This window comes from Asticcacaulis sp. SL142, from assembly GCF_026625745.1.
Classification (GTDB): Bacteria; Pseudomonadota; Alphaproteobacteria; order Caulobacterales; family Caulobacteraceae; genus Asticcacaulis.
Window position 1 is genome coordinate 3,530,551 of sequence record NZ_CP113061.1, and the last position, 19,365, is coordinate 3,549,915.

Annotated in this window: 19 protein-coding genes; 11 read left to right on the top strand and 8 right to left on the bottom strand. The window is 59.1% G+C overall.

The window, feature by feature from the left end; genetic code table 11:
• Positions 1 to 3: 3 nt before the first annotated feature.
• The 9 genes from OVA03_RS16185 to OVA03_RS16225 all read left to right on the top strand — a co-directional run bounded on the left by OVA03_RS16185 (position 4) and on the right by OVA03_RS16225 (position 8,142).
• A complete protein-coding gene (locus tag OVA03_RS16185; protein ID WP_420710513.1) occupies positions 4 to 354 on the top strand; it encodes a TrbC/VirB2 family protein in 351 nt (116 codons plus the stop codon).
• Positions 354 to 617 (top strand): VirB3 family type IV secretion system protein, encoded by a 264-nt coding sequence (locus OVA03_RS16190; RefSeq protein WP_267526060.1) that lies wholly within the window; start codon positions 354 to 356, stop codon positions 615 to 617. Before OVA03_RS16185 ends, OVA03_RS16190 begins: the two co-directional genes overlap by 1 nt.
• Positions 611 to 3,022, top strand: a complete 2,412-nt coding sequence (gene trbE / locus OVA03_RS16195) for a conjugal transfer protein TrbE (protein ID WP_267526061.1) — start codon at positions 611 to 613, stop codon at positions 3,020 to 3,022. Before OVA03_RS16190 ends, trbE begins: the two co-directional genes overlap by 7 nt.
• A 91-nt stretch (positions 3,023 to 3,113) precedes the next feature.
• Positions 3,114 to 3,839 (top strand): P-type conjugative transfer protein TrbJ, encoded by a 726-nt coding sequence (gene trbJ, locus OVA03_RS16200; protein WP_267526062.1) that lies wholly within the window; start codon positions 3,114 to 3,116, stop codon positions 3,837 to 3,839.
• A gap of 32 nt (positions 3,840 to 3,871) precedes the next feature.
• Positions 3,872 to 5,113: a P-type conjugative transfer protein TrbL gene (trbL, locus tag OVA03_RS16205; protein ID WP_267526063.1), complete on the top strand. Its 1,242-nt coding sequence runs from the start codon at positions 3,872 to 3,874 to the stop codon at positions 5,111 to 5,113.
• 3 nt (positions 5,114 to 5,116) lie between these two features.
• On the top strand, positions 5,117 to 5,845 hold the full coding sequence (trbF, locus tag OVA03_RS16210; protein WP_267526064.1) for a conjugal transfer protein TrbF: 729 nt from the start codon (positions 5,117 to 5,119) through the stop codon (positions 5,843 to 5,845).
• Between the two features lie 11 nt (positions 5,846 to 5,856).
• Positions 5,857 to 6,762 (top strand): P-type conjugative transfer protein TrbG, encoded by a 906-nt coding sequence (gene trbG, locus OVA03_RS16215; protein WP_267526065.1) that lies wholly within the window; start codon positions 5,857 to 5,859, stop codon positions 6,760 to 6,762.
• On the top strand, positions 6,759 to 7,928 hold the full coding sequence (locus tag OVA03_RS16220) for a TrbI/VirB10 family protein (RefSeq protein ID WP_267526066.1): 1,170 nt from the start codon (positions 6,759 to 6,761) through the stop codon (positions 7,926 to 7,928). Before trbG ends, OVA03_RS16220 begins: the two co-directional genes overlap by 4 nt.
• Position 7,929: 1 nt before the next feature.
• Positions 7,930 to 8,142: a DUF2274 domain-containing protein gene (locus OVA03_RS16225; protein ID WP_267526067.1), complete on the top strand. Its 213-nt coding sequence runs from the start codon at positions 7,930 to 7,932 to the stop codon at positions 8,140 to 8,142.
• A gap of 69 nt (positions 8,143 to 8,211) precedes the next feature.
• Here the strand turns inward: OVA03_RS16225 and OVA03_RS16230 are convergent, their stop codons facing one another.
• From OVA03_RS16230 to OVA03_RS16240, 3 genes are all read right to left on the bottom strand, one after another.
• A complete protein-coding gene (locus OVA03_RS16230; protein WP_267526068.1) occupies positions 8,212 to 9,075 on the bottom strand; it encodes a pirin family protein in 864 nt (287 codons plus the stop codon).
• A gap of 182 nt (positions 9,076 to 9,257) precedes the next feature.
• On the bottom strand, positions 9,258 to 10,043 hold the full coding sequence (locus OVA03_RS16235) for a DoxX family membrane protein (RefSeq protein ID WP_267526069.1): 786 nt from the start codon (positions 10,041 to 10,043) through the stop codon (positions 9,258 to 9,260).
• A gap of 42 nt (positions 10,044 to 10,085) precedes the next feature.
• Positions 10,086 to 10,697: an FMN-dependent NADH-azoreductase gene (locus OVA03_RS16240; RefSeq protein WP_267526070.1), complete on the bottom strand. Its 612-nt coding sequence runs from the start codon at positions 10,695 to 10,697 to the stop codon at positions 10,086 to 10,088.
• A 506-nt stretch (positions 10,698 to 11,203) separates the two neighbouring features.
• On the opposite strand from OVA03_RS16240, the gene OVA03_RS16245 reads away from it, so the two are divergent.
• Both OVA03_RS16245 and OVA03_RS16250 read left to right on the top strand, forming a co-directional pair.
• A complete protein-coding gene (locus tag OVA03_RS16245; protein WP_267526071.1) occupies positions 11,204 to 12,670 on the top strand; it encodes an aldehyde dehydrogenase family protein in 1,467 nt (488 codons plus the stop codon).
• A gap of 60 nt (positions 12,671 to 12,730) precedes the next feature.
• Entirely contained in the window at positions 12,731 to 13,369 is a 639-nt protein-coding gene (locus OVA03_RS16250; protein ID WP_267526072.1) for a hydrolase, read from the top strand.
• Positions 13,370 to 13,599: 230 nt separating this feature from the next.
• Here OVA03_RS16250 and OVA03_RS16255 read toward each other — a convergent pair whose 3' ends face one another.
• The 5 genes from OVA03_RS16255 to OVA03_RS16275 all read right to left on the bottom strand — a co-directional run bounded on the left by OVA03_RS16255 (position 13,600) and on the right by OVA03_RS16275 (position 19,299).
• On the bottom strand, positions 13,600 to 14,538 hold the full coding sequence (locus tag OVA03_RS16255; protein ID WP_267526073.1) for an amidohydrolase family protein: 939 nt from the start codon (positions 14,536 to 14,538) through the stop codon (positions 13,600 to 13,602).
• Positions 14,539 to 14,590: 52 nt separating this feature from the next.
• Positions 14,591 to 15,586, bottom strand: a complete 996-nt coding sequence (locus OVA03_RS16260) for an alpha/beta hydrolase (protein ID WP_267526074.1) — start codon at positions 15,584 to 15,586, stop codon at positions 14,591 to 14,593.
• A 28-nt stretch (positions 15,587 to 15,614) separates the two neighbouring features.
• Complete coding sequence (locus OVA03_RS16265) at positions 15,615 to 17,156, bottom strand: GMC family oxidoreductase (RefSeq protein WP_267526075.1); 1,542 nt, start codon at positions 17,154 to 17,156, stop codon at positions 15,615 to 15,617.
• 175 nt (positions 17,157 to 17,331) lie between these two features.
• Positions 17,332 to 18,114, bottom strand: coding sequence for a pirin family protein (locus OVA03_RS16270; RefSeq protein WP_267526076.1), 783 nt, complete (start codon positions 18,112 to 18,114; stop codon positions 17,332 to 17,334).
• 114 nt (positions 18,115 to 18,228) lie between these two features.
• The gene (locus OVA03_RS16275; protein ID WP_267526077.1) at positions 18,229 to 19,299 is read right to left on the bottom strand and encodes an alkene reductase; all 1,071 of its coding nucleotides are present in this window, start codon (positions 19,297 to 19,299) and stop codon (positions 18,229 to 18,231) included.
• Positions 19,300 to 19,365 lie beyond the last annotated feature (66 nt).

The window sequence follows — 19,365 nt, forward strand, 5'->3', positions numbered from 1 at the left end:
ATGATGACGTCTATCCGTCTACCTGCCTTTCTGGCAGGTCGTGTCCCATCCCCGCAAGTTGTCGCTCCGGCGTTGCTGGCCATGGCGATCGTGCTTGCTGGCTCAGCCCAGGCCGCCGGTTCCGGCATGCCATGGGAAGCGCCGCTGGAGCAAGTGCTCAACAGTATCCAAGGGCCCGTCGCCCGAATAGTGGCAGTGATCGTCATCGTCGTCACGGGCCTCACCCTGGCGTTCGGTGAAACCTCGGGAGGCTTTCGCAAGCTGATTCAGATTGTCTTTGGTCTGTCCATCGCCTTTGCCGCCTCCAGTTTCTTCCTGACATTCTTCAGCTTTGCCGGGGGGGCGGTCATCTGATGTCAGCGCGCGTCGAGGGGTTTGAAGTGCCCCTGCATCAATCCCTCACGCAAGCCCTGCTGCTGGGCGGTGCGCCGCGGACCCTGGCCATTGCCAACGGCACCGTGGCCGCCGCCTTGGGGCTCGGATTGCAGATGTGGCTACCGGGTCTGTGCGTCGGCCTCATTGGCCACACTTTGGCGGTCTTTGCCGCACGCTACGATCCCGACTTTGTCCCCGTCATGTTGCGTCACCTCCGGCAGAAGGCCTTTCTCTCATGTTGAACCTCAAACAGTATAAACCCACCGCCGACCGGCTTTCCGATCACCTGCCCTGGGTTGCACTCGTCGCCCCCGGCGTCATCCTCAACAAAGACGGCAGCCTGCAACGCAGTGTGCGTTATTACGGCCCTGATCTCGAAAGTGCCACGGCGGCTGAACTGGTCGGCGTCTCGGCCCGGGCCAATAATGTATTGCGCCGCTTTGGCTCGGGTTGGGCGCTGTTCTTTGAGGCCCGCAGGTCTCAAGCCATGGCCTATCCGGGGCCCGGCGCCGAGACCGGTGTGGCGCGACTGGTCGATGAAGAACGCCGCGCCGCCTTTGAGGGTGAGGCCGATCAGCATTTTGAGACCCAGTACTACCTGACCTTTGTCTTCATGCCGTCGCCGGACACGCTGTCCAAGGCCGGCCAGGCCTTTATCGAGACGCCAGGAGAGACGCCCGACGTCCGCGATTGGCGTCGGGAGGTTCAGTTGTTCGTTAATCGCACCAATAGCGCCATCGATATGCTGACCGCCTTCATGCCGTTCATAGCACCCCTGGATGACGCGGAAACCCTGACCTATCTGCACGCAACCATCTCGACCAAAAGCCACCGCATCAGGGTTCCCGATACGCCGATCTATCTTGACGCCCTACTGGTGGATACGCCGCTCACCGGTGGCATGGCGCCAAAACTGGGCGATCAGCACCTGCGCACCCTGACCATTTTGGGGTTCCCCAACCATACCCATCCGGGCCTGCTCGATGCCCTCAATCATCTGGAGTTCGGCTACCGCTGGATGTCGCGGTTTATCGCGCTCGACAAGGAAGACGCCACCAAGGCCCTGACTAAGATCCGGAGACAATGGTTCGCCAAGCGGAAATCCGTTACAGCGATCCTGCGCGAGGTCATGTATTCCCAAAATTCGGCGCTAACCGATACCGATGCCGACAACAAGGTGGCCGACGCTGATGTCGCCCTGCAGGCCGTCGGCGGCGACCACGTCAGCTTTGGCTATCTCACCACGAGCGTTACCGTGTTCGATCCTGATCCCCATCTTGCCGATGAAAAGCTGCGGGCGGTCGAGCAGGTTATCAATAGTCTCGGCTTTACCACCTTCCGCGAAAGCCTCAATGCCGTGGAAGCCTGGCTCGGCACCATTCCGGGGCATCTCTACGCCAATGTCCGCCAGCCGCTGGTGCATTCGCTTAATCTCGTCCACCTCATGCCCTTGTCCGCCGTCTGGGCCGGACCGGACCGCAACACCCATCTCGACGGTCCGCCGCTGCTTTATGCCCTGAGTTCCGGCTCGACCCCCTTTCGTCTGTCCAACCATGTTGGCGACGTCGGCCATATGATGGTGCTGGGCCCAACGGGCGCCGGCAAGTCCGTGCTCCTGGCCTTTTTGGCACTTCAGTTTCAGCGTTATCCGTGTGCCCAGACCTTCATCTTCGATAAGGGGGGATCGGCGCGCGCGGCCACGCTCAGTATGGGCGGGCGTCATCATGCGCTGGGCAGAAGTGCCGGTCTGGCCTTTCAACCTTTATGGGGCATTGATGACCCCATTGAGCGGGCGTGGGCCTTGGACTGGGTGTTGGGCCTGCTCGCCAATGAAAGGATAGAGGTCACCCCCGACATCAAGGCGATGGTCTGGTCGGCGTTGAACAGCCTGGCGGTCGCCCCGGCACATGAGCGGACCTTGACCGGATTAAGTGTTCTGTTGCCATCAAACGACCTTAAACTGGCCTTGCAGCCCTATACGCTGGATGGGCCGTACGGGCAGTGCCTCGACGCCGATCGGGACGGGCTGGATATCGCCCATATCCATTGTTTTGAGACCGAGGAGTTGATGGGGGAGGCGGGACTGGTGGTGCCCGTTCTAACCTACCTGTTCCATCGGCTCGAAGCCCGCTTTGACGGACGGCCAACGCTCCTGATCCTTGATGAGGCCTGGGTCTTCCTCGACAACCCGCAGTTCGCCGGCAGAATACGCGAATGGCTGAAGACCTTGCGCAAAAAGAACGTCAGTGTCGTCTTCGCCACCCAATCTCTGGCCGACATCGCCGACAGTCCGATAGCGCCGGCTCTGATCGAGTCCTGTCCCCAGCGGCTCTTCCTACCCAATGAGCGGGCGGTCGAGCCCCAAGCCCAAGCCGCCTATTTGCGCATGGGCCTGAATGAGCGACAGATTCAACTCATCGCCCACGCCGTGCCTAAGCGGCAATATTACCTCCAGTCCAGGCGCGGTAATCGTCTGTTCGATCTCGGGCTCGGCAAACTGGCTCTGGCCATATGCAGCGCTTCATCGCCCGAAGATCAGGTGCTCATCGACCAACTCCTGGCCGAGTCGGGGTCCGGGGGCTTTGCCTCGGCCTTCCTGCGCGGCCGCGGGTTGGGCTGGGCCGCTGAACTTCTCAAACCACCTTAGAGTCGACCTCACTTCGTCTTTTGAATCAACGAAATCCGGCCAGTGCTTCCACTGGTCACGCCCTTCCTTTGTCCTAACCTGGAGATATCTAATGTTCCTCAAATCCCTTCGCCCCATGGCCCTGTCCTGCCTCTTGCTTGGCGGAACCTCAGCCATCGTCGTGCCCGCCTCAGCGCAGGTCGCTGTCTTTGATCCGACCAACTACACCCAGAATATCCTTCAGGCCGCGCGCGCCCTGCAACAGATCAACAACCAGATCCTGTCGCTTCAGCACGAAGCCCAGATGATCCGTGACATGGCGACCAACCTCAAAAAGCTCGACGTCTCGGCGCTTCTGAAACTCAACAAGGACCTGGCTGCCATCAACCAGTTGATGACGCAGGCCAAGGGCATTGCCTTCACCCTGGAGCAGACTAAGGCCGCCCTAACGGCACAGTTTCCGTCCGGCTACAGCCTCAATATGACTGGCAAGGGGCTGGCCGCCGAAGCGGAAGCGAGATGGCAAAGCGCCATGGACGCGTTTCAACAAACCATCCAGGTCCAGTCGCAAATCAGTGAGGCGCTTCAGGCCGACGCCGGCACGCTGAACGACCTGGTTCGGGCGTCGGAAGGTGCAGAGGGCGGCCTTCAGGCCCAGCAGGCGACCAACCAGCTCACCGCACTCGTGGCGAAACAGCAGATGCAGATCGCGACCCTGATGGCGGCCCAATATCGCGCCGAGGCGCTCGACGCTGCCCGCCGGGCCCAAGGGGAAGCCGCGGCCAAGGCGGCCACGATGAAGTTCCTCGGCGACGGCAAGGCCTATTCCTCTCAGTAACCCGCCAATCTGCCACCTGTGAAGGCATCGACATGACCGACCTCAACATCATCGACAGTTTTCTGGCCACCTTCATCGCCTATATCGATTCAGGCTTCGGACTGTTGCGCGGGGACCTCGCGCATCTGACCAGCATCCTGATCGCCATAGACGTCACCATCGCCGCCCTATTCTGGGCGCTCGATGGCGAAGGCCAGATATTTGGCAAGCTGATCAAGAAGGTCCTCTATGTCGGCGCTTTCGCCTACATCCTCAATAACTTCCAGATGCTGGCCAATCTCATCCATCAGTCCTTTGCCCAACTCGGCATCAATGCCAGCGGTGGCACAGTAGCCGCCGGTGATCTCCTAAAACCCGGCCGATTGGCGGGGATAGGCTTTGAGGCGGCGCATCCCTTGCTGGAACAGGTCGCTGACCTTCTGGGTCTCGATACCTTTTTTGCCAACCTGTTGATGATCGTCATCCTGCTCATTGCTTGGCTGATCATCCTTCTGGCCTTCTTCGTCCTCGCCATTCAGCTCTTCATCACCGTCCTCGAATTTAAGCTGACCACCCTGGCAGGCTTCGTCCTCGTCCCCTTCGCGTTTTGGAACAAGACGGCCTTTCTCGCCGAGCGCGTCTTAGGCAATGTCATCACCTCCGGCATCAAGATCATGGTCCTGGCCGTGATCATCGGCATTGGCTCAGGCTTTTTTGAAACCTTTGTTGGCGCGCTGGATGGCGCAGAACCTGACATCGGTCAGACGATGACCCTGGTCCTGGCGTCCCTGACCTTGTTGGGCCTGGGTATCTTTGGCCCAAGTATCGCCTCGGGCCTCGTGTCGGGCGCCCCTCAACTCGGCGCCGATGCCGCCCTTGGCACCATGGCGGCCGCCGCAGGCGCTGGGATGCTGGCTGGCGGTGGCGCCATGGCCGCCGCGCGTATGGCGGGTGGCGCCGTTGGGGGCGGGCCGTCTGCCGTTCAGTCGGCGGCTTCCATGGGTAGCGGATCATCGGGTGGCGGTGCGGGGGCGGGGGGCTCATCATCACCGCCGCCTCCACCGCCACCGTCGCCTCCGCCGTCTTCAGGCTCCCGGAGTGGATCCTCCGCCGTAGCATCGCCGTCTTCTTCAACGGGAGGCGATCCGGCCAAAGACACGGCGCAACCGGCTTGGGCCAAGAAAATGCAGGCCGAGCAGCGCCTGCGCGGGCACCTGCAGGCCGCCCACACGGCCATTGCTTCCGGCGATCAGCCTATCGCCGCCGCCAATCCCGACATAGCTCAAAAGGAGTAGATCATGCGCTTTAAACGCCCCGTCCAACGCTACGGCGACAGTCCGGCACCGGAAACCCCGTACCAGAAAGCCGCGCAAATCTGGGACGATCGCGTCGGATCGGCAGCCGCTGAGGCCGCCAATTGGCGCGCTCTGGCCTTTGGGACATGCCTCGTCTCCCTGACCCTGGCTGGCGGCATGATCTGGATGTCCGCTCAGAGCCGGGTCACCCCCTACGTGGTGGAGGTGGACGGTCTGGGAGAGGTAAGGGCGGTCGGGCCCGCCAATGAAACCTACGAGCCGACGGATGCGCAAGTGTCCTGGTTCCTCGCCCGCTTCATCACCAATATCCGCGGTCTGTCCATCGATCCGGTCCTCGTGCGGCAGAACTGGCTGGAGGCCTATGCGTTTGCCACCGACAGAGCTGCGCAGGTGTTGAACGCGCAGGCTCAGGCCAATGACCCCTTTGCCGGTATTGGACAACGTAGCGTCACCGTCTCCATCATCAGTGTCGTCCGAGCGTCACCGACCTCGTTCCAGGTCAAGTGGCGCGAGCAAACCTATGTTCGCGGCGTGCCCGCCAAGACCAGCGCCTGGACCGCCATATTGAGCGTTCAGCAATCCTTGCCCAAACGCGAAGACATTCTGCGCCAGAACCCGCTCGGCCTCTACGTCACCGATCTCGCCTGGTCGCAGGACTATGGGACGCCCGAGGTCAAAACCCCGGTTGTTGCGTCCGTTCCTCAGCCCTAAGGAGCCCCCCAATGAAAACGCGATATTCTCTCGGCGCGGCAATGTCGTGCTTAACCCTGCTGATGGTGACGGCGGCCGACGCCAAACCCGTTCGCCCGATTAAGCGGGTTCAGGCGCCACTCGCCACAGAATCATCCGCCCGCGTGATCCTAAACGCCAACGCTTCGGCCGTGCAGAACCCGCAAGCTAACAGTTTCATGAACGCCGTCCAGGTCTATACCTATACGGAGGGCGCGATCTATCGGCTGTTTACCGCACCCGACAAGGTCAGCGACATCGTCCTGCAAGCCGGCGAAGAGTTGATCTCCGTATCGGCAGGCGACACGGCGCGTTGGGTCATTGGCGATACCGTCAGCGGCGAGGGGGAGGCCAAGCAGGTTCATATCCTCGCCAAGCCATTTTCCGCCGGGCTCAAGACAAACCTGATCATCACGACCTCGCGTCGTACCTACCATCTGCAACTGGAAAGCACCGTTTCCACCGCCATGGCGGCCATTTCCTGGCGATACCCGAAGGATATGCTTCTGACCCATAAGGTCGAGCCTGTAAAGGTGGGATCGCCCACACCAGTGCCGGTGACCACAGGTGTCGGACCGAAGATCGAGGACCTCCGTTTTGACTACGCCATCACCGGTGACCATCCCTCGTGGCGACCAGTGCGCGCCTTCGATGACGGCCAGAAGGTCTATATCGAATTCCCGCCAACCCTGGCCCAGAGTGAGGCGCCGCCTCTGTTCGTGATCTCGTCGTCCGGCACGGCGGACCTCACCAACTACCGCGTCCAGGGGCGCTTCTATGTCGTCGATACCCTGTTCGGCGCCGCAGAGTTGCGCCTTGGTGACAAGAAACAGGTCGTGGTGCGCATAACCCGGACGGATGAGGCCAGATCGAGCAAGCGCGCCGGAGGACGGCCATGACCGAACCCGTGAACCCGCTTAAGGCAGATCCGGAAACCCTCGTGCTGCGGGCGCAGCCGCGTCGGGTCGTGCGCTTTAAACGACATTTGCTGGTCGGCGCGACCGCCATCGGCTCTGTGGCCTTGGTCAGCATCGCCTGGATGGGCCTGAGTGGCTCAAAACCGAAAGTGCCTGAAGCCAAAGAACTGTACGACCCGGAAAAGCGCAGTGACAACCAGAAGCCCCGGCCGGAGGCTCTGACGGCCTTGCCCCATTCCTATGTCGACCTCCCGGGTAGTATTCCGCAACTCGGCCCGCCCTTGCCGGGTGACCTAGGCGGCCCGATGCTTGAGGCACAGCGCGGTCAAGTGACCCCGGTCATCAAAGGTTCCGATCAAAGGTCGGCCCCTGCGGAGGCGCAGCGCGATAGCGGGCTTTTCTTTCAGGTGGCAACCCGAAACCAGAATGGTCAGGTCGCTGGACCGCCACCACCAGACCCCTTGACGGCACTAGGTCTTCAAATGCGACCCGAATTGCCCCGGCCTGAGGTTATTCCCGTTGTGCGGGACCGCAGGGATACTGGTGGCATCTATAATAGCCACACCCTGGAGACGCCGCGGTCCCCCTATCAGGTCATGGCGGGCACGGTGATCAGCGCCAGTCTGGTCACCGGATTGAAGTCCGATCTGCCGGGTTTCGTCATCGCCCAAGTGACACAGCCGGTGTTCGACACCGTGACCGGCCACCATCTCCTGATCCCCCAGGGCACCCGGCTGCTGGGCGAATATGACAACCAGATCGGCTTCGGGCAGTCGCGGGCCTTGTTGGTGTGGAAACGCCTCATCCTGCCGGACGGCTCGTCCCTTGAGATCGACAACCTGCCGGCCACCGACCGGCAAGGATACGCCGGCCTATCCGACCGCGTCGATTATCACACCTGGAGCTTGTTGAAGGGCGTGGGCCTCTCGACCCTGCTTGGGATCGCCGCCCACAGCGGACAGACCGGCGACGACAGTGACCTTATCCGGGCGTTTCGCGAGGCCACCCGCGACACCGCCAATCAGGCCGGGCAGCGTATCGTCGAAATAGCGCTGAATATCCAACCAAGCCTGACGGTCCGGCCGGGCTGGCCTGTGCGCGTCGTCGTTCACAAGGATCTTATCCTGAAGCCCTATAAGGGGGCCTAAGATGGCCGAACTCAAACTCGCAAAGCTTCCGGATCGCACTCCGGTGAAACTGACCATTACTCTGGGCGCTGACCTCAATCAGGCGCTCAAGGACTATGCTGACATCTATCAGGCGACCTATGGCATCACCGAACAGGTCGTGGACTTGATTCCGTTCATGCTCGACGCCTTCCTGCAGAGTGACAAAGGGTTTGTGCGAACGATCCGAAAGTAGGTTTCGTCACCGGGGGCCTGTCGGCAACATCACCATTCAATGCTTGGGAATCGTGCGTATTGGTCGCGCCTAAACCTTACCCATCTTGCCTGCATAGTAGTCGCGAACGGTCTGTTCGAGCTGGGCGTTGGTGTTCATGACAAAGGGACCTTGGCGGACAATAGGCGCATCGAGGGGATCGCCGCCAACCAGAACGACCTCTGTGTGGGGAGTAGCTACCAAGTTGACGTTTTCACCCGAGCTAAGGCGGACAAGTTCGCCAGACCTGGCGCGTGAACCATCTATATCAATCGCGCCTGTCATCACGTAGAGTGCCAATTCCTTGGGCTTATGTGCTTCAAGGGCCAGAGGACCACCATCCGGGAGCGAGGCGTGAACAAGAAAGGGATTCCCCCAGGTTCCGACGGGACCTGTCTGTCCGTTTGATTGACCTGCCACAAGTCTCACCGTGCCATTGCTGCTTTCCAGGAGCGGGATTTCGTCGCGGTTGACGTGCCGGTACATCGGCTCGGAAAACTTCTCAGTCATCGGCATGTTGATCCAAAATTGGATGCCATGCTGGTGGCCGCCGTGGCGTAACACGTTGGCACCGGGTGCTTCGTCATGGACGATGCCCTTGCCCGCCCGCATCCATTGGACCTCGCCGGGCTGCATCGTGCTGTCATTGCCTAAACTGTCTTTATGCTGAACCTGGCCTTCAAGAAGCAGGGTCAGGGTCTCAATCCCGGCATGCGGATGGGCGGATGCACTTTTGGCCGCGCCGGGCCGTATAGGAATGGGTCCGAAATGGTCTAGGAAGATAAAGGGGCCGATCGCCTCAAAGGCTTTGGACGGTATGGCACGGCGCACGTCGAAGCCGTCGACTTCCAGGGTGCGGAACGCTTTGTGAAGCGAGAGTGCCAAGCGGTCGGTTGTCTCGCTGACGTTTGACATAGCCGCGGGCTCGCTCGAATTTTAAGGTCTGATGTCCAACGGCAATAGGCGTGGGGCCGAGAGGTCGTAATGTTTCGATTGATTGCCGCAACCGCCCACCTGGGCCGAAACACGCACGTTCACACACATGTCGTTCGGCCCAGTCATTTAACGATGAGGTATAACGGCAAGTTTTCAGGGGTTTAAAACTTGTCTCCGCCAAGCGCGGCCAGAAATACCTGCGGGTTCCAGTATTCGCGGTAATTCACGATCAGGCCATTCCGGAAGGTGACAAAGGTTGCATAGCTCATTTCGTAGGGGTTGCCGTTGCGGATCACACGCCCTGACACACTCCATTCAGCAATCGCCACATTGGGATCACTCGTCGTGTAAATTTTTCGCGTCGGGATCGACCGCACGTCGATCACATCTGGGTAATTCCGCAGATACTCGTATAGCGCCTCACGACCTTCGATACGTGTGGGCGAACCTGCAGGCGCAAAAGGAAATTCGGCGACCACATTTTCGTCACACAGCGCGGCCCACCCCTTCATATCTTTGGCCAGGAAGGTATCGAGACTCCGCGTAAAAAGGCTCTCCGCCGTTGGTCGCCGGCTGTCGATGCTGTAGGCGCCAGCACCAAAGGCATAGGCCTGAAGCAAACCACCCATGATCGCGATGTTTTTCAGGAAGTGGATCATCTGATTTTGATCCGCGAAGTTGTTGTGGAAAAACAAAGCGGTCGCTAGCGTGAAGCCGGCCATACCCAGAGCGACAATGCGCGTTCGATATCCGATCAGCAGCAGAAGACCGCCCCCAAGTTCGGCGGCGAGGGCCCCGAAGTAGGCCAGAGCAGGAAATGGCAGACCAACTGAGGCGATGTAGCCCTGCGTGGCTTCAGGCGCCGCGATCTTGCCAAGGCCGCTTATCAGGAACAATAGCGCGATCATGACGCGTCCGACGGCCGGGTTAAGTTTTGTGAAGGGCATGTAAGTAACTTTCTTGAGTGGCGTCTGCGTAGTCGGTACGGATCAGGCGGCGATGGCCGCTATTTGCGCCTTGGCGGCGGCTATGGCTGAGGCCTTGCTTTCGTCACCCAGAGAAAGACCTTCGGCCCGGATAATCGTCACGTCCGTCACGCCGATGAAGGCCAGCGCGTTGCGCAGGTAGGTTTCCTGATGGTCCAGGGTGGCCATGGGGCTATCGCCCGTGTAAACCCCGCCACGAGCCGAAGCGATATAGGCCTTCTTTCCTTTAACCAGTCCTTCGGGGCCTTTGTCGGTGTATCGGAAGGTACGACCGGCTACGGAGATCCGATCGACCCAGCCCTTGAGTTGTGAGGGTATGGAGAAGTTATACATGGGCGCGCCTATGACGATCACGTCGGCTGCGAACAGATCATCCATATAGGCAGAGCCTACCGCTAGGTCTTGGCCAAGTGCAGGGCTTGAGATTGCGCCGCCTTGAAATACGGCCAGATGAGCATCCGACAGGTGCAGGGCGGCATCCTTGACAAGGTCACGACGAACGACTTGAGCATGGGGATGCAAAGCCAGTTGCCTGTCCACAATTTCTGCCGTCAGCGCGCGACTGACCGAGTAACCACCGAGAATGCTTGAGTCGATATGAAGGATCGTTGTCATGGATTTAGCCTTATTCGGCCCGGTTTTGGCGGGCGCTACTGATTTTGAAAGAAGCTGTTTGAGAAATCTGAGCATGGGCCTGTGCATGACACGCCATTAAAATCGGGACTAGCCGGGATAATGCGATGGTTATAATCGGAAATTACGATGGATGAGCGCGTGGGGATCTGCTTCATCCCGGCGATGGAATTGTCTTCGACAGGGAAGGGGGAGAGCGCTTCTGGCCTTTAATGCCTGCGCCCGGCTCATTCTTGCATCGGGAAATCCGATGGGTTCCATCAAAATATAAAGGCTTTTTACGGTCTTTCCGGCGTGTCACTCAGGGGCCGACATTTCAAAACGATGAAGACGAAAGGTCAAATGTCTCAATCGGCCAAAAGGTCGTCAGGCATTTTCGATCGTTTTTACTGGCGCACCCCCAAAGGGCGGGCAAGGCCGCTTGGCGGGCGTGGAACCTTGAAATTCCATTGACATGCGCAGGCGCGACTTAATTGGGAGACCTAAAAATGACTGATATCAAAACCTACTCGTATTACGCCGGCGGAGAATGGAAAGGCGCGTCTGGTGATAAGACCTTCGACGTGATCGAGCCCTATAGTGGCAAGTTGATGTCTCGCGTGGCGGACTGCGGGGGCGACGAAACCCGCGCGGCCATCGAAGCCGCCCACAAAGCGTTCCCGGACTGGGCTGCAATGGCCCCAACGGCACGAGCGGCCCTGTTCTTGAAGGCGGCGGCACTTTACCGAAGCCGAATGGATGAGATCGCGGATATCCTCTCGCGCGAGACCGGCAGCACAATCTCTTTTGCCCGCTTTCAACAAACGCTTGTCGTCGAGAACCTTGAGGCGGCGGCGGCGTGGGTTCATCATCCTCGCGGCGAGACCTTCCCGAGCGATGTTCCCGGTCGCTTCTCCTTCAGTATTCGTCGCCCCCTTGGTGTCGTCGCCTGCTTTACGCCCTGGAACGGTGCCAATATTCTCTCGTGGAGAGCCGCCCTTGGTCCCTTGGCAGCCGGCAATACTGTCGTCATTAAACCCTCAGAGTTTGCCCCCGTCTCTGCGGGGCTCATGGTGGCCTTGATTGCGGAAGAAGCCGGATTTCCTGCCGGCGTAATCAATGTCGTACCACACGCGCCCGGTGGCGCCGGTGCGATCTCCGACGCGGTGTTTGCTTCGGACCACGTCCGGTGCATCAATCTGATCGGCGGGGTAAAGACTGCCCGCATTCTCGCTGAACGGGCCGGTAAAACCCTTAAGCGCAGCGTTCTCGAACTGGGCGGATACAACCCCATGATTGTCCTTGATGACGTCGATGTCGACTACGCCGTACGGACGGCGATCTTCGGTGCCTTCTTCCATCAGGGCCAGATATGTATGAACACGCGCAAAATCATTATCCAGCGCAACTTGCTTGACACGTTCCTCAAGAAATTCGTCAAGCGTGCGGGTGAGCTCCCTCGCGGTGATCCCTCAAACCCCAAGACCTTGATCGGGCCGCTCATCAATGTTGCCGCTATCCAGAAGGTACACCAGGGTATTCAGGAAGCGGTGGCCTTGGGTGCCAAGGTCGAGATAGGCGGTACGTTCGAGGGGCAGGTCTACCATCCAACAATCCTGACCAACGTGCCCTATGAGGCGACGATTTCTAATGAAGAGACGTTCGGTCCGGTCGTAATCGTCGAGCCGGTTGATACGGTCGAGGATGCCATTCGGGTGGCCAACCGAACATCCTATGGTCTGGTCGCCTCCATCCTCAGTGGCGATAGCTATCGGGGTTTGGAACTGGCCCCTCGCATTCAGGCGGGCGTGGTCAATGTCAACACAGCGACAGTCAACGACGAGGCCCGAGTGCCTTTGGGCGGAGTCCGCGATAGCGGATGGGGACGGACGGGGCCCGATTGCATGAACGATTTCACCGACACAATCTGGATCAATGCCCGCCATAGCGCCAACGAAGCACAATATCCGTTCTGATCGACTCAGAGTGCGACGGCCCCGGACGGGGCCCGTCCACTCGTTTTCAAGGAGTTCCCTGTGACTGCTAAAACTGGACTTGATGCGCTACTCCGCCCGGAAGACAGCATCGTCGTGCTGATCGATCATCAACCTTACCAATTCGCGGCCGTACAAAGCCATGACCCGACCTTGGTGGCTAATAACGTCATTGGTCTGGCCAAAGCCGCACGGAACTTCAATGTTCCGACTATCCTGACAACAGTTCTAGGCGAGCGTGGTGGCCACATTCTCAAAGGGCTGCAAGATGTGTTCCCGGATCAGACGCCGATCGACCGGACTTTTATAAACACCTGGCAGGACGCGCGGGTGGTTGAGGCTGTCAAGAAGACGGGTCGCAAGCAACTTGTCTTGGCGGCGCTGTGGACCGAAATATGTCTCGCCATGCCAGCGATCCAAGCCCTTGGGGAAGGTTATGACGTCTTTATCGTCACTGACGCGTCTGGTGGCGTTTCAGTTGAGGCACACAACATGGCCGTGCACCGTATGGCGGCGGCGGGTGCCGTGCCGATGACCTGGCTGGCCGTGGCAGGGGAATGGCAACGCGACTGGGCGCGGGAGTCCACCGTGCCAGGTGTGGCCAGTATTTTATCTGACCACGGTGGCGCCAGCGGCATTGCTCTAGCCTGGGAGATGCAACTCTTAGGCTTGCGCAGCTAGGCAGCTCATACGGCCCAGACGTGCCTGAAAGTCTGATCCCTGACCTATTGAGCTATATCAAACATCCCCATTGGGGCCGTACAGGATTGATCGACAATCATCTTGTGACCCGGTCGCGCCTCGCGTGGCCGGTTTTAGTCCTCTACCCAATTCCCCCTGCCAGGATGAGTCAAAATGGCTCGGAAGTGTCGGCAAAAGGCAAGGCGCTCGCGAGAGGTGTAAAGTTTCACTCATTGGTTTGAGATATGTCGTCCAATCAGTCGTGCCGCATTGTGCCTGTAAATTGCCGCGCGCGATAATCCCTCGATATCCATCGCCACAAGTTCTTTGGCAAAACCCTCAATCCCGAACGCAGGCGCCATCGGAAAGTCCGTTCCGAAAGTGATTTTTTGCGGGTCTGCAACCTTGGCTAAGGCCGCAAAGGTCGCCGGACCAGCCGCAAGCGCGGTGTAGTAATAGAAAGCGCGAAATGCAGTCGCCGGATCACCGATCCGCTCGATGACACCTGGCATCATCTGTAAGCAGAGCGAAATCCGGGGAAACAGAAAGGGCAGAGTCCCGCCGGCGTGAGACAGGATAAACCGGATACCTGGGAAGCGTGTCAGGACCCCGGCAAGGATCAGGCTTGTGGCCGTCCGCGTGGTTTCAAATGGAAACTCAAGCACGGACGCCGGCGCCACGTTTGGCAGGGCGTAGCTCGGCTCATTAGGGTGGATCAGAACGACGGCAGCGCGCCGATCAAGCTCTTCCCACAAGGGCATAAAACGCTCATCACCAAGATAGTTGCCGGCATAGCTTGTGAAAACAATGAACCCGTCGGCTTTAAGCGTATCCAAAGCGTATGCGACCTCGGCAAGGCTTGCGTCAATATCTGGCAAGGGCAAGCTGGCAAACGCGCCGAAGCGACCCGGATATCTCGCGCGCAGATCGGCTGCCGCCTCATTGCAACCGCGTAGCACGACGGCCGTGTCTTCTATATTCGGCACGGACGATACGGAGAGAATGCCTTCAGCAATATCGTTCGCGTCCATCATTGCGATGGCGCCCTCTGGCGTCCATTGAGGCGCGCGCTTATCTGGCATCTGCGCCGCCAACACATCCATACTAACCGCTTCTATATAGACTTTCGGGAAAAAATGCTGGTGCGTGTCGATTTTACCCAAGCTCATATTCGCCTCATGTGATTGCACGGTCTCGTTGAACGGCAGGAAAATAATTCCGTCAGACTTTAAGGTGGCGGGCTAGAAACTCGCTGGCGCGTAGTGTTGCCGTCATACTTTCGGGTGAAAACGGGAGCATGGCCTGATGAACGTGAGGCATACCCTCATAGACATCCAGAACTGCGTCGTGGCCTCCGAAGCGGATCGCCTGATAATGTCTGACGGCGTGGCTGAGAAAAATTTCCCGTGTGCCGACCTGGATCAGGGTAGGGGGAAACGGTTTTGAATAGTCACCGTATACCGGCGACACATACGGATGGGTCTGGTCAGTCGCATCCGCATAAGCCGCCGCCGACCACGATAGAACTTCACTTGTAAGGATCGGATCGAAGTCCGCCAGGGTGGTCACGCTGTCACCGGTGGCGGTTATGTCGGACCATGGGGAGACAAGGTAAAGCGCGCCCGGAAGCGGTAAGCCTGCATCTCGCATTTTGAGCACTGAGCCCGCCGCCAATCCGCCTCCGGCTGAATCGCCAAACAATCCCGTGCGCTCAGAGTCCATGCCATCCGCCAGCAAAGCCCGCCAGACCGCGAGAACCTGATCCGTCACCCCTTGCCATCTCAACTGTGGAGCCAAAGTGTAGTCAATTGAGATGACCTCGCACCCAGACTCCACCGCCATCAGCGCCGGAAGCATAAGCGGGGTTTCTGCCGAGAACATTGTATAAGCGCCGCCATGGGTGTAGATCAGGCGAACAGGGCTTGGCGCATAATCTGGTGGCCGAATTCGCAGGACTGGCACCCCACCGATAACGTCCTTGATGGTTTCGATTTGAAGTCGCTGCGCGGTGGCTTGCGAAAGAGGTTCAAATCCCTGCTTTGCCAGCGTATTTCGCTCATCCCAATCTGAAAGCGACACCGGCGGCGTGCTTTCAGGCGCCTGAGATAACAAACCGTACATCTCTGTAAGGGCTGTCGCGGCCTCGCCAGAGATGGTCTCGGGGATGTGAAATCGACGAGTGGTCTGTCGGCTGGTCTTGGGCGGTTGATCCGTCATAGAAAGCGTTCTTCCAAAGCGTGCGCGTTTAACCTAAGATCCAGTCGCTGATGCGTTCGGCCGCCATGATGACGGTCGGATTGGTCGCGACAGAGGGGACGTCCGGGAAAATTGAGGCGTCGGCTACCCAAAGGTTCTTGACGCCGCGAACGCGACCTTGCCAGTCGAGGACAGCGTGAGGATCTTTGTCACCGCCCATTGGGGCTGTGGATGTTGGGTGCCCATAGCTGGCCAGGCCCACGGGGAGCACTTTTTCCAGAGCGGTCCGATCCTGAACCGAAGGCCCGGGTAAAAGTTCGCTGGCGATGATCTCACTGAGCGGACCGTTTGTGACGACCTTGCGAACGATGTCTATCCCATCCATGATCCGGGTGCGATCTTCCGCTTCACCCAGAAGATTGAGTGCTATGAGCGGTGCCGAGTTCGGGTTTGTATCCCTCAGCTTGACGTAACCGCGGGCCTGAGGGCGGGTATTGGCCACGCCAAGCACGAAAATACCGCCGGTTGGTGACATGGCGGGGTCGCCGAAGTGCACGGCCGTCACGTGGATGTCGAGATCTTCCGGTAGCGCCAGTGACGACTTGGCCCAAAGGATCGCGCCAATCGGCGGGGAGGGCAGGCCGAGTTTTTCCGGGTAGGCCGCATAGGTGGCATAAAAGAAAGGGTGATCCTGAAGGCGTGTGCCGACGGGGAGGTCGGCGACAACAGGGATTTTCAGGGCTTTTAAGTCTTTCGCAGGCCCAACGCCGGAACGCAGCAGAATCGTGGCTGACCCAAACGCACCGCCTGCGAGGACGATCTTATCTGCGGTGACGCGTTCACCCGTGGCCAAACGCACCGCCACTGCCTTGCCCTTATCGAACTCAACCTTATCGACGAGGGTTTCCGATTTGATGGTGAGATTCTTGCGCGCTCGCACACCCCTCGACAAAAAGGTCATGCCGGTATTGAGGCGATCACCAATTCGGGTGTTCATCGGATAAGGCCCGGCGCCAAACGGGTCGGCGCCGTTAAAGTCGCTCACGCGCTTATAGCCAGCAACCTCGGCAGATTGGACGAAGACCCGCTGCATGTCCGAAATTTCTTCCCAACCCAACTGATGGATAGGCCAAGGCCCATCGCGTCCATGAAGCGCGTCGTCACCATGGCTTGTCCGTTCCATGCGTTTGTAGAAAGGAAGCGCCTCGGCATGACTCCAGTTGGGCAATCCGTTTCGTGCCCAACGCTCAAAATCGCCGGCGTGCGCGCGCATCGCCACCGCACCATTGACCGCCGATGAGCCCCCTAACACCTTGCCGCGGGGGATCGGTTCTGGCTTTCCCGCCCAACCGGGTTCTGAGGCAAACCCCCAATCGTGCGCCGGGTCACCGCCGACGATCTTTTGGCTGCGCACCACGTCGGGATAGGCTTCTGGCTGATAGGCTTTACCGGCCTCGATGAGCAAAACCCGCGTTGCAGGTGTCTGGCTCAGACGATTGGCAAGCGTCGCCCCGGCAGACCCGCCGCCGACGATGATGACATCGTAGTTGGCAGCGTCTTTGGTCGCGGCGATTGCTGGCCCCGATACCACGAGGGCCGCAGCAGCGCTGCTCGTGGCAAGAAACTGCCGGCGATCTTGTCCCGGAACATTCGAAGCGTTGCTGTCAGTCATGGGTTTCGGCCTTAATAGGTGAGGAACTAACGCCTTCAGGTGAAAGCGTTAGTCGTTTCGTGTGGTGGACGGATCGATCGACCCAGGTAAGCCCTTAACCTCTGAAAACAGGCGTCGGTCCCGTAGGGTTTTGCGTAGGGAGCCGGGCGCGAAGTTCTTCGATGTGTGCTTCGCCTTTGATCAGGGCCACCTTACTGGTGTGGACTGAGTAATAACCGGTCACCAGATCGAACGGATGAGGCACCGCTGAGCCGATGACGAAGGTGGCTCCCTCAGACGACCCATCCAATACGACTGGGCCTGAGCCTTCAAGAACGGCCATTTCGCCAGCTTCCACCGGCACAGAGCCCATCAGAGCGCCGTGGCTGACGGCCAACCACGCCACATCATGTCCTTCGGGGGGCGTATAAATCCAGGACTGACCGGGTTTGAGCGTTACCAGGAGATAGTTGATGCCGTCGGGAGAACGTACTGGGCTTTTCGCCCCATCGTATTCCCCCATAATGACCGTCGCGGGCCCGGTTACCGGCATGGCCGGCGCCTCAAGATATTGGCTGTCGACGGCCCCATTCTCCAACTCAGGCGGTAACGCGATCCAAAGCTGAAAGCCTTTGATGCGTGCCGCTGTGCCGGGGGACATTTCCTTGCCATGCCAGACGCCATTACCGGCGCGCATCCATTCGACGCCGCCGTATGACAGCGTGCCGGAACCAGACACCGGATCATCGAAGCGCAAATCACCTTCGGTGAGGACCGTAATGGTCGCCAGACCTGAGTGAGGGTGCAACGGCATGTCGCCGACGGCGTGGGCTTCGGGTGAGAACAGATCCAGGAACACGAACGGCTTGACGATTTTGCCATAATCGCCTGGGCTCATGAGGCGCACGATCGGGCCCTGCCCCCGACCTCGGGTCTTAAGGGCGACTTGGCGTTGTGGCGTGATAGATGTGGGAGCATTCATGATCGTTATCCTCGATGAGGTAGGGTTAAGTCAGGCGGTTGCGTTCGCCAAAAAAGGGTAGTCGGTATAGCCAACAGCACCGCCCGCATAGTAGGTCGCTGGGTCGTCCGGGTTAAAGGCGGCGCCGGTGCGATAGCGCTCAACGAAATCAGGATTGGCCAAGGCCCAGCGGCCAATGGGAACCAGATCGGCGAGGCCGCTGTTAAGGTCGTCAAGCAGTGTCTCACGGGTTCGACCCAGCCGGACCACCAGCACCGGGCCTGACCACAGGGTGCGAATATCCGCCAATAAAGCATCGTCTCCAAAGTGCATGATATGCAGATAGGCCAGATTGAGCTTGGCCAACTCACGGGTGAGATAACGATAAAGCTCTGCGCTGTCAGATCCCTCGACAATGCCGCCAAGTGGAGCACCGGGTGACAGTCGGATGGCGGTGCGCTCAGGCCCGATCTCGTCGGCTATAGCCTGGGCGACCTCGAGAGCAAAGCGGCCACGGTTTTCAATTGATCCGCCGTAGGCGTCAGTGCGCAGATTGGCATTTTCTGCGAGAAACTGATGCACCAGGTAGCCGTTGGCTCCATGGATTTCGACCCCGTCAGCCCCGGCTTCGATAGCCTTCCTCGCGGCCAGACGAAAATCCTGGACAGTGGATTGGACTTCCTCTGTGCTCAGCGCACGAGGCTCAGGAATGTCCTGCATACCCGAAAGGGTGAACATCTGAACGCCCGGTCTGACCGCCGAAGGGGCTACGGGCTGACGATGATGAGGCGTATTATCAGGGTGAGACTGACGGCCAACGTGCATGAGTTGGATGAACACATGCCCGCCGCCCTCGTGGACGGCATCAGTGACTTTGCGCCAACCGATGACATGCGCATCGGTATAGATGCCGGGTGATCCGATATAGCCCTGGCCGTCAGCAGAAGGTTGGGTGCCCTCCGTAATCAACAAGCCCAGACTGGCTCTTTGACCATAATATTCTGCCGCCAGAGGGCTAGGCGTGCCGTCAATTTGTGCGCGCCCTCTGGTCATGGGTGCCAGAGCAAACCGATGTTTAAGCGTGAGCATGCCGATCGTGATAGGGTTCCAAACGGAAGTCATATTGTTTTACCAAACATCGGGACAAGGACTTAAGGATCTATTTTAGAGTCACAAGGCCACCGGAAT

Excerpts from the sequence above, each read along its gene's own strand:
- OVA03_RS16245 (WP_267526071.1), top strand. The coding sequence starts at position 11,204 with ATGACTGATATCAAAACCTACTCGTATTACGCCGGCGGAGAATGGAAA.
- OVA03_RS16240 (WP_267526070.1), bottom strand. The coding sequence starts at position 10,697 with ATGACAACGATCCTTCATATCGACTCAAGCATTCTCGGTGGTTACTCG.
- OVA03_RS16260 (WP_267526074.1), bottom strand. The coding sequence starts at position 15,586 with ATGACGGATCAACCGCCCAAGACCAGCCGACAGACCACTCGTCGATTT.
- trbF (WP_267526064.1), top strand. The coding sequence starts at position 5,117 with ATGCGCTTTAAACGCCCCGTCCAACGCTACGGCGACAGTCCGGCACCG.
- trbE (WP_267526061.1), top strand. The coding sequence starts at position 611 with ATGTTGAACCTCAAACAGTATAAACCCACCGCCGACCGGCTTTCCGAT.
- trbG (WP_267526065.1), top strand. The coding sequence starts at position 5,857 with ATGAAAACGCGATATTCTCTCGGCGCGGCAATGTCGTGCTTAACCCTG.
- OVA03_RS16220 (WP_267526066.1), top strand. The coding sequence starts at position 6,759 with ATGACCGAACCCGTGAACCCGCTTAAGGCAGATCCGGAAACCCTCGTG.
- OVA03_RS16255 (WP_267526073.1), bottom strand. The coding sequence starts at position 14,538 with ATGAGCTTGGGTAAAATCGACACGCACCAGCATTTTTTCCCGAAAGTC.
- OVA03_RS16270 (WP_267526076.1), bottom strand. The coding sequence starts at position 18,114 with ATGAGCCCAGGCGATTATGGCAAAATCGTCAAGCCGTTCGTGTTCCTG.
- OVA03_RS16225 (WP_267526067.1), top strand. The coding sequence starts at position 7,930 with ATGGCCGAACTCAAACTCGCAAAGCTTCCGGATCGCACTCCGGTGAAA.
- OVA03_RS16230 (WP_267526068.1), bottom strand. The coding sequence starts at position 9,075 with ATGTCAAACGTCAGCGAGACAACCGACCGCTTGGCACTCTCGCTTCAC.
- OVA03_RS16185 (WP_420710513.1), top strand. The coding sequence starts at position 4 with ATGACGTCTATCCGTCTACCTGCCTTTCTGGCAGGTCGTGTCCCATCC.
- trbJ (WP_267526062.1), top strand. The coding sequence starts at position 3,114 with ATGTTCCTCAAATCCCTTCGCCCCATGGCCCTGTCCTGCCTCTTGCTT.
- trbL (WP_267526063.1), top strand. The coding sequence starts at position 3,872 with ATGACCGACCTCAACATCATCGACAGTTTTCTGGCCACCTTCATCGCC.
- OVA03_RS16190 (WP_267526060.1), top strand. The coding sequence starts at position 354 with ATGTCAGCGCGCGTCGAGGGGTTTGAAGTGCCCCTGCATCAATCCCTC.
- OVA03_RS16235 (WP_267526069.1), bottom strand. The coding sequence starts at position 10,043 with ATGCCCTTCACAAAACTTAACCCGGCCGTCGGACGCGTCATGATCGCG.
- OVA03_RS16275 (WP_267526077.1), bottom strand. The coding sequence starts at position 19,299 with ATGACTTCCGTTTGGAACCCTATCACGATCGGCATGCTCACGCTTAAA.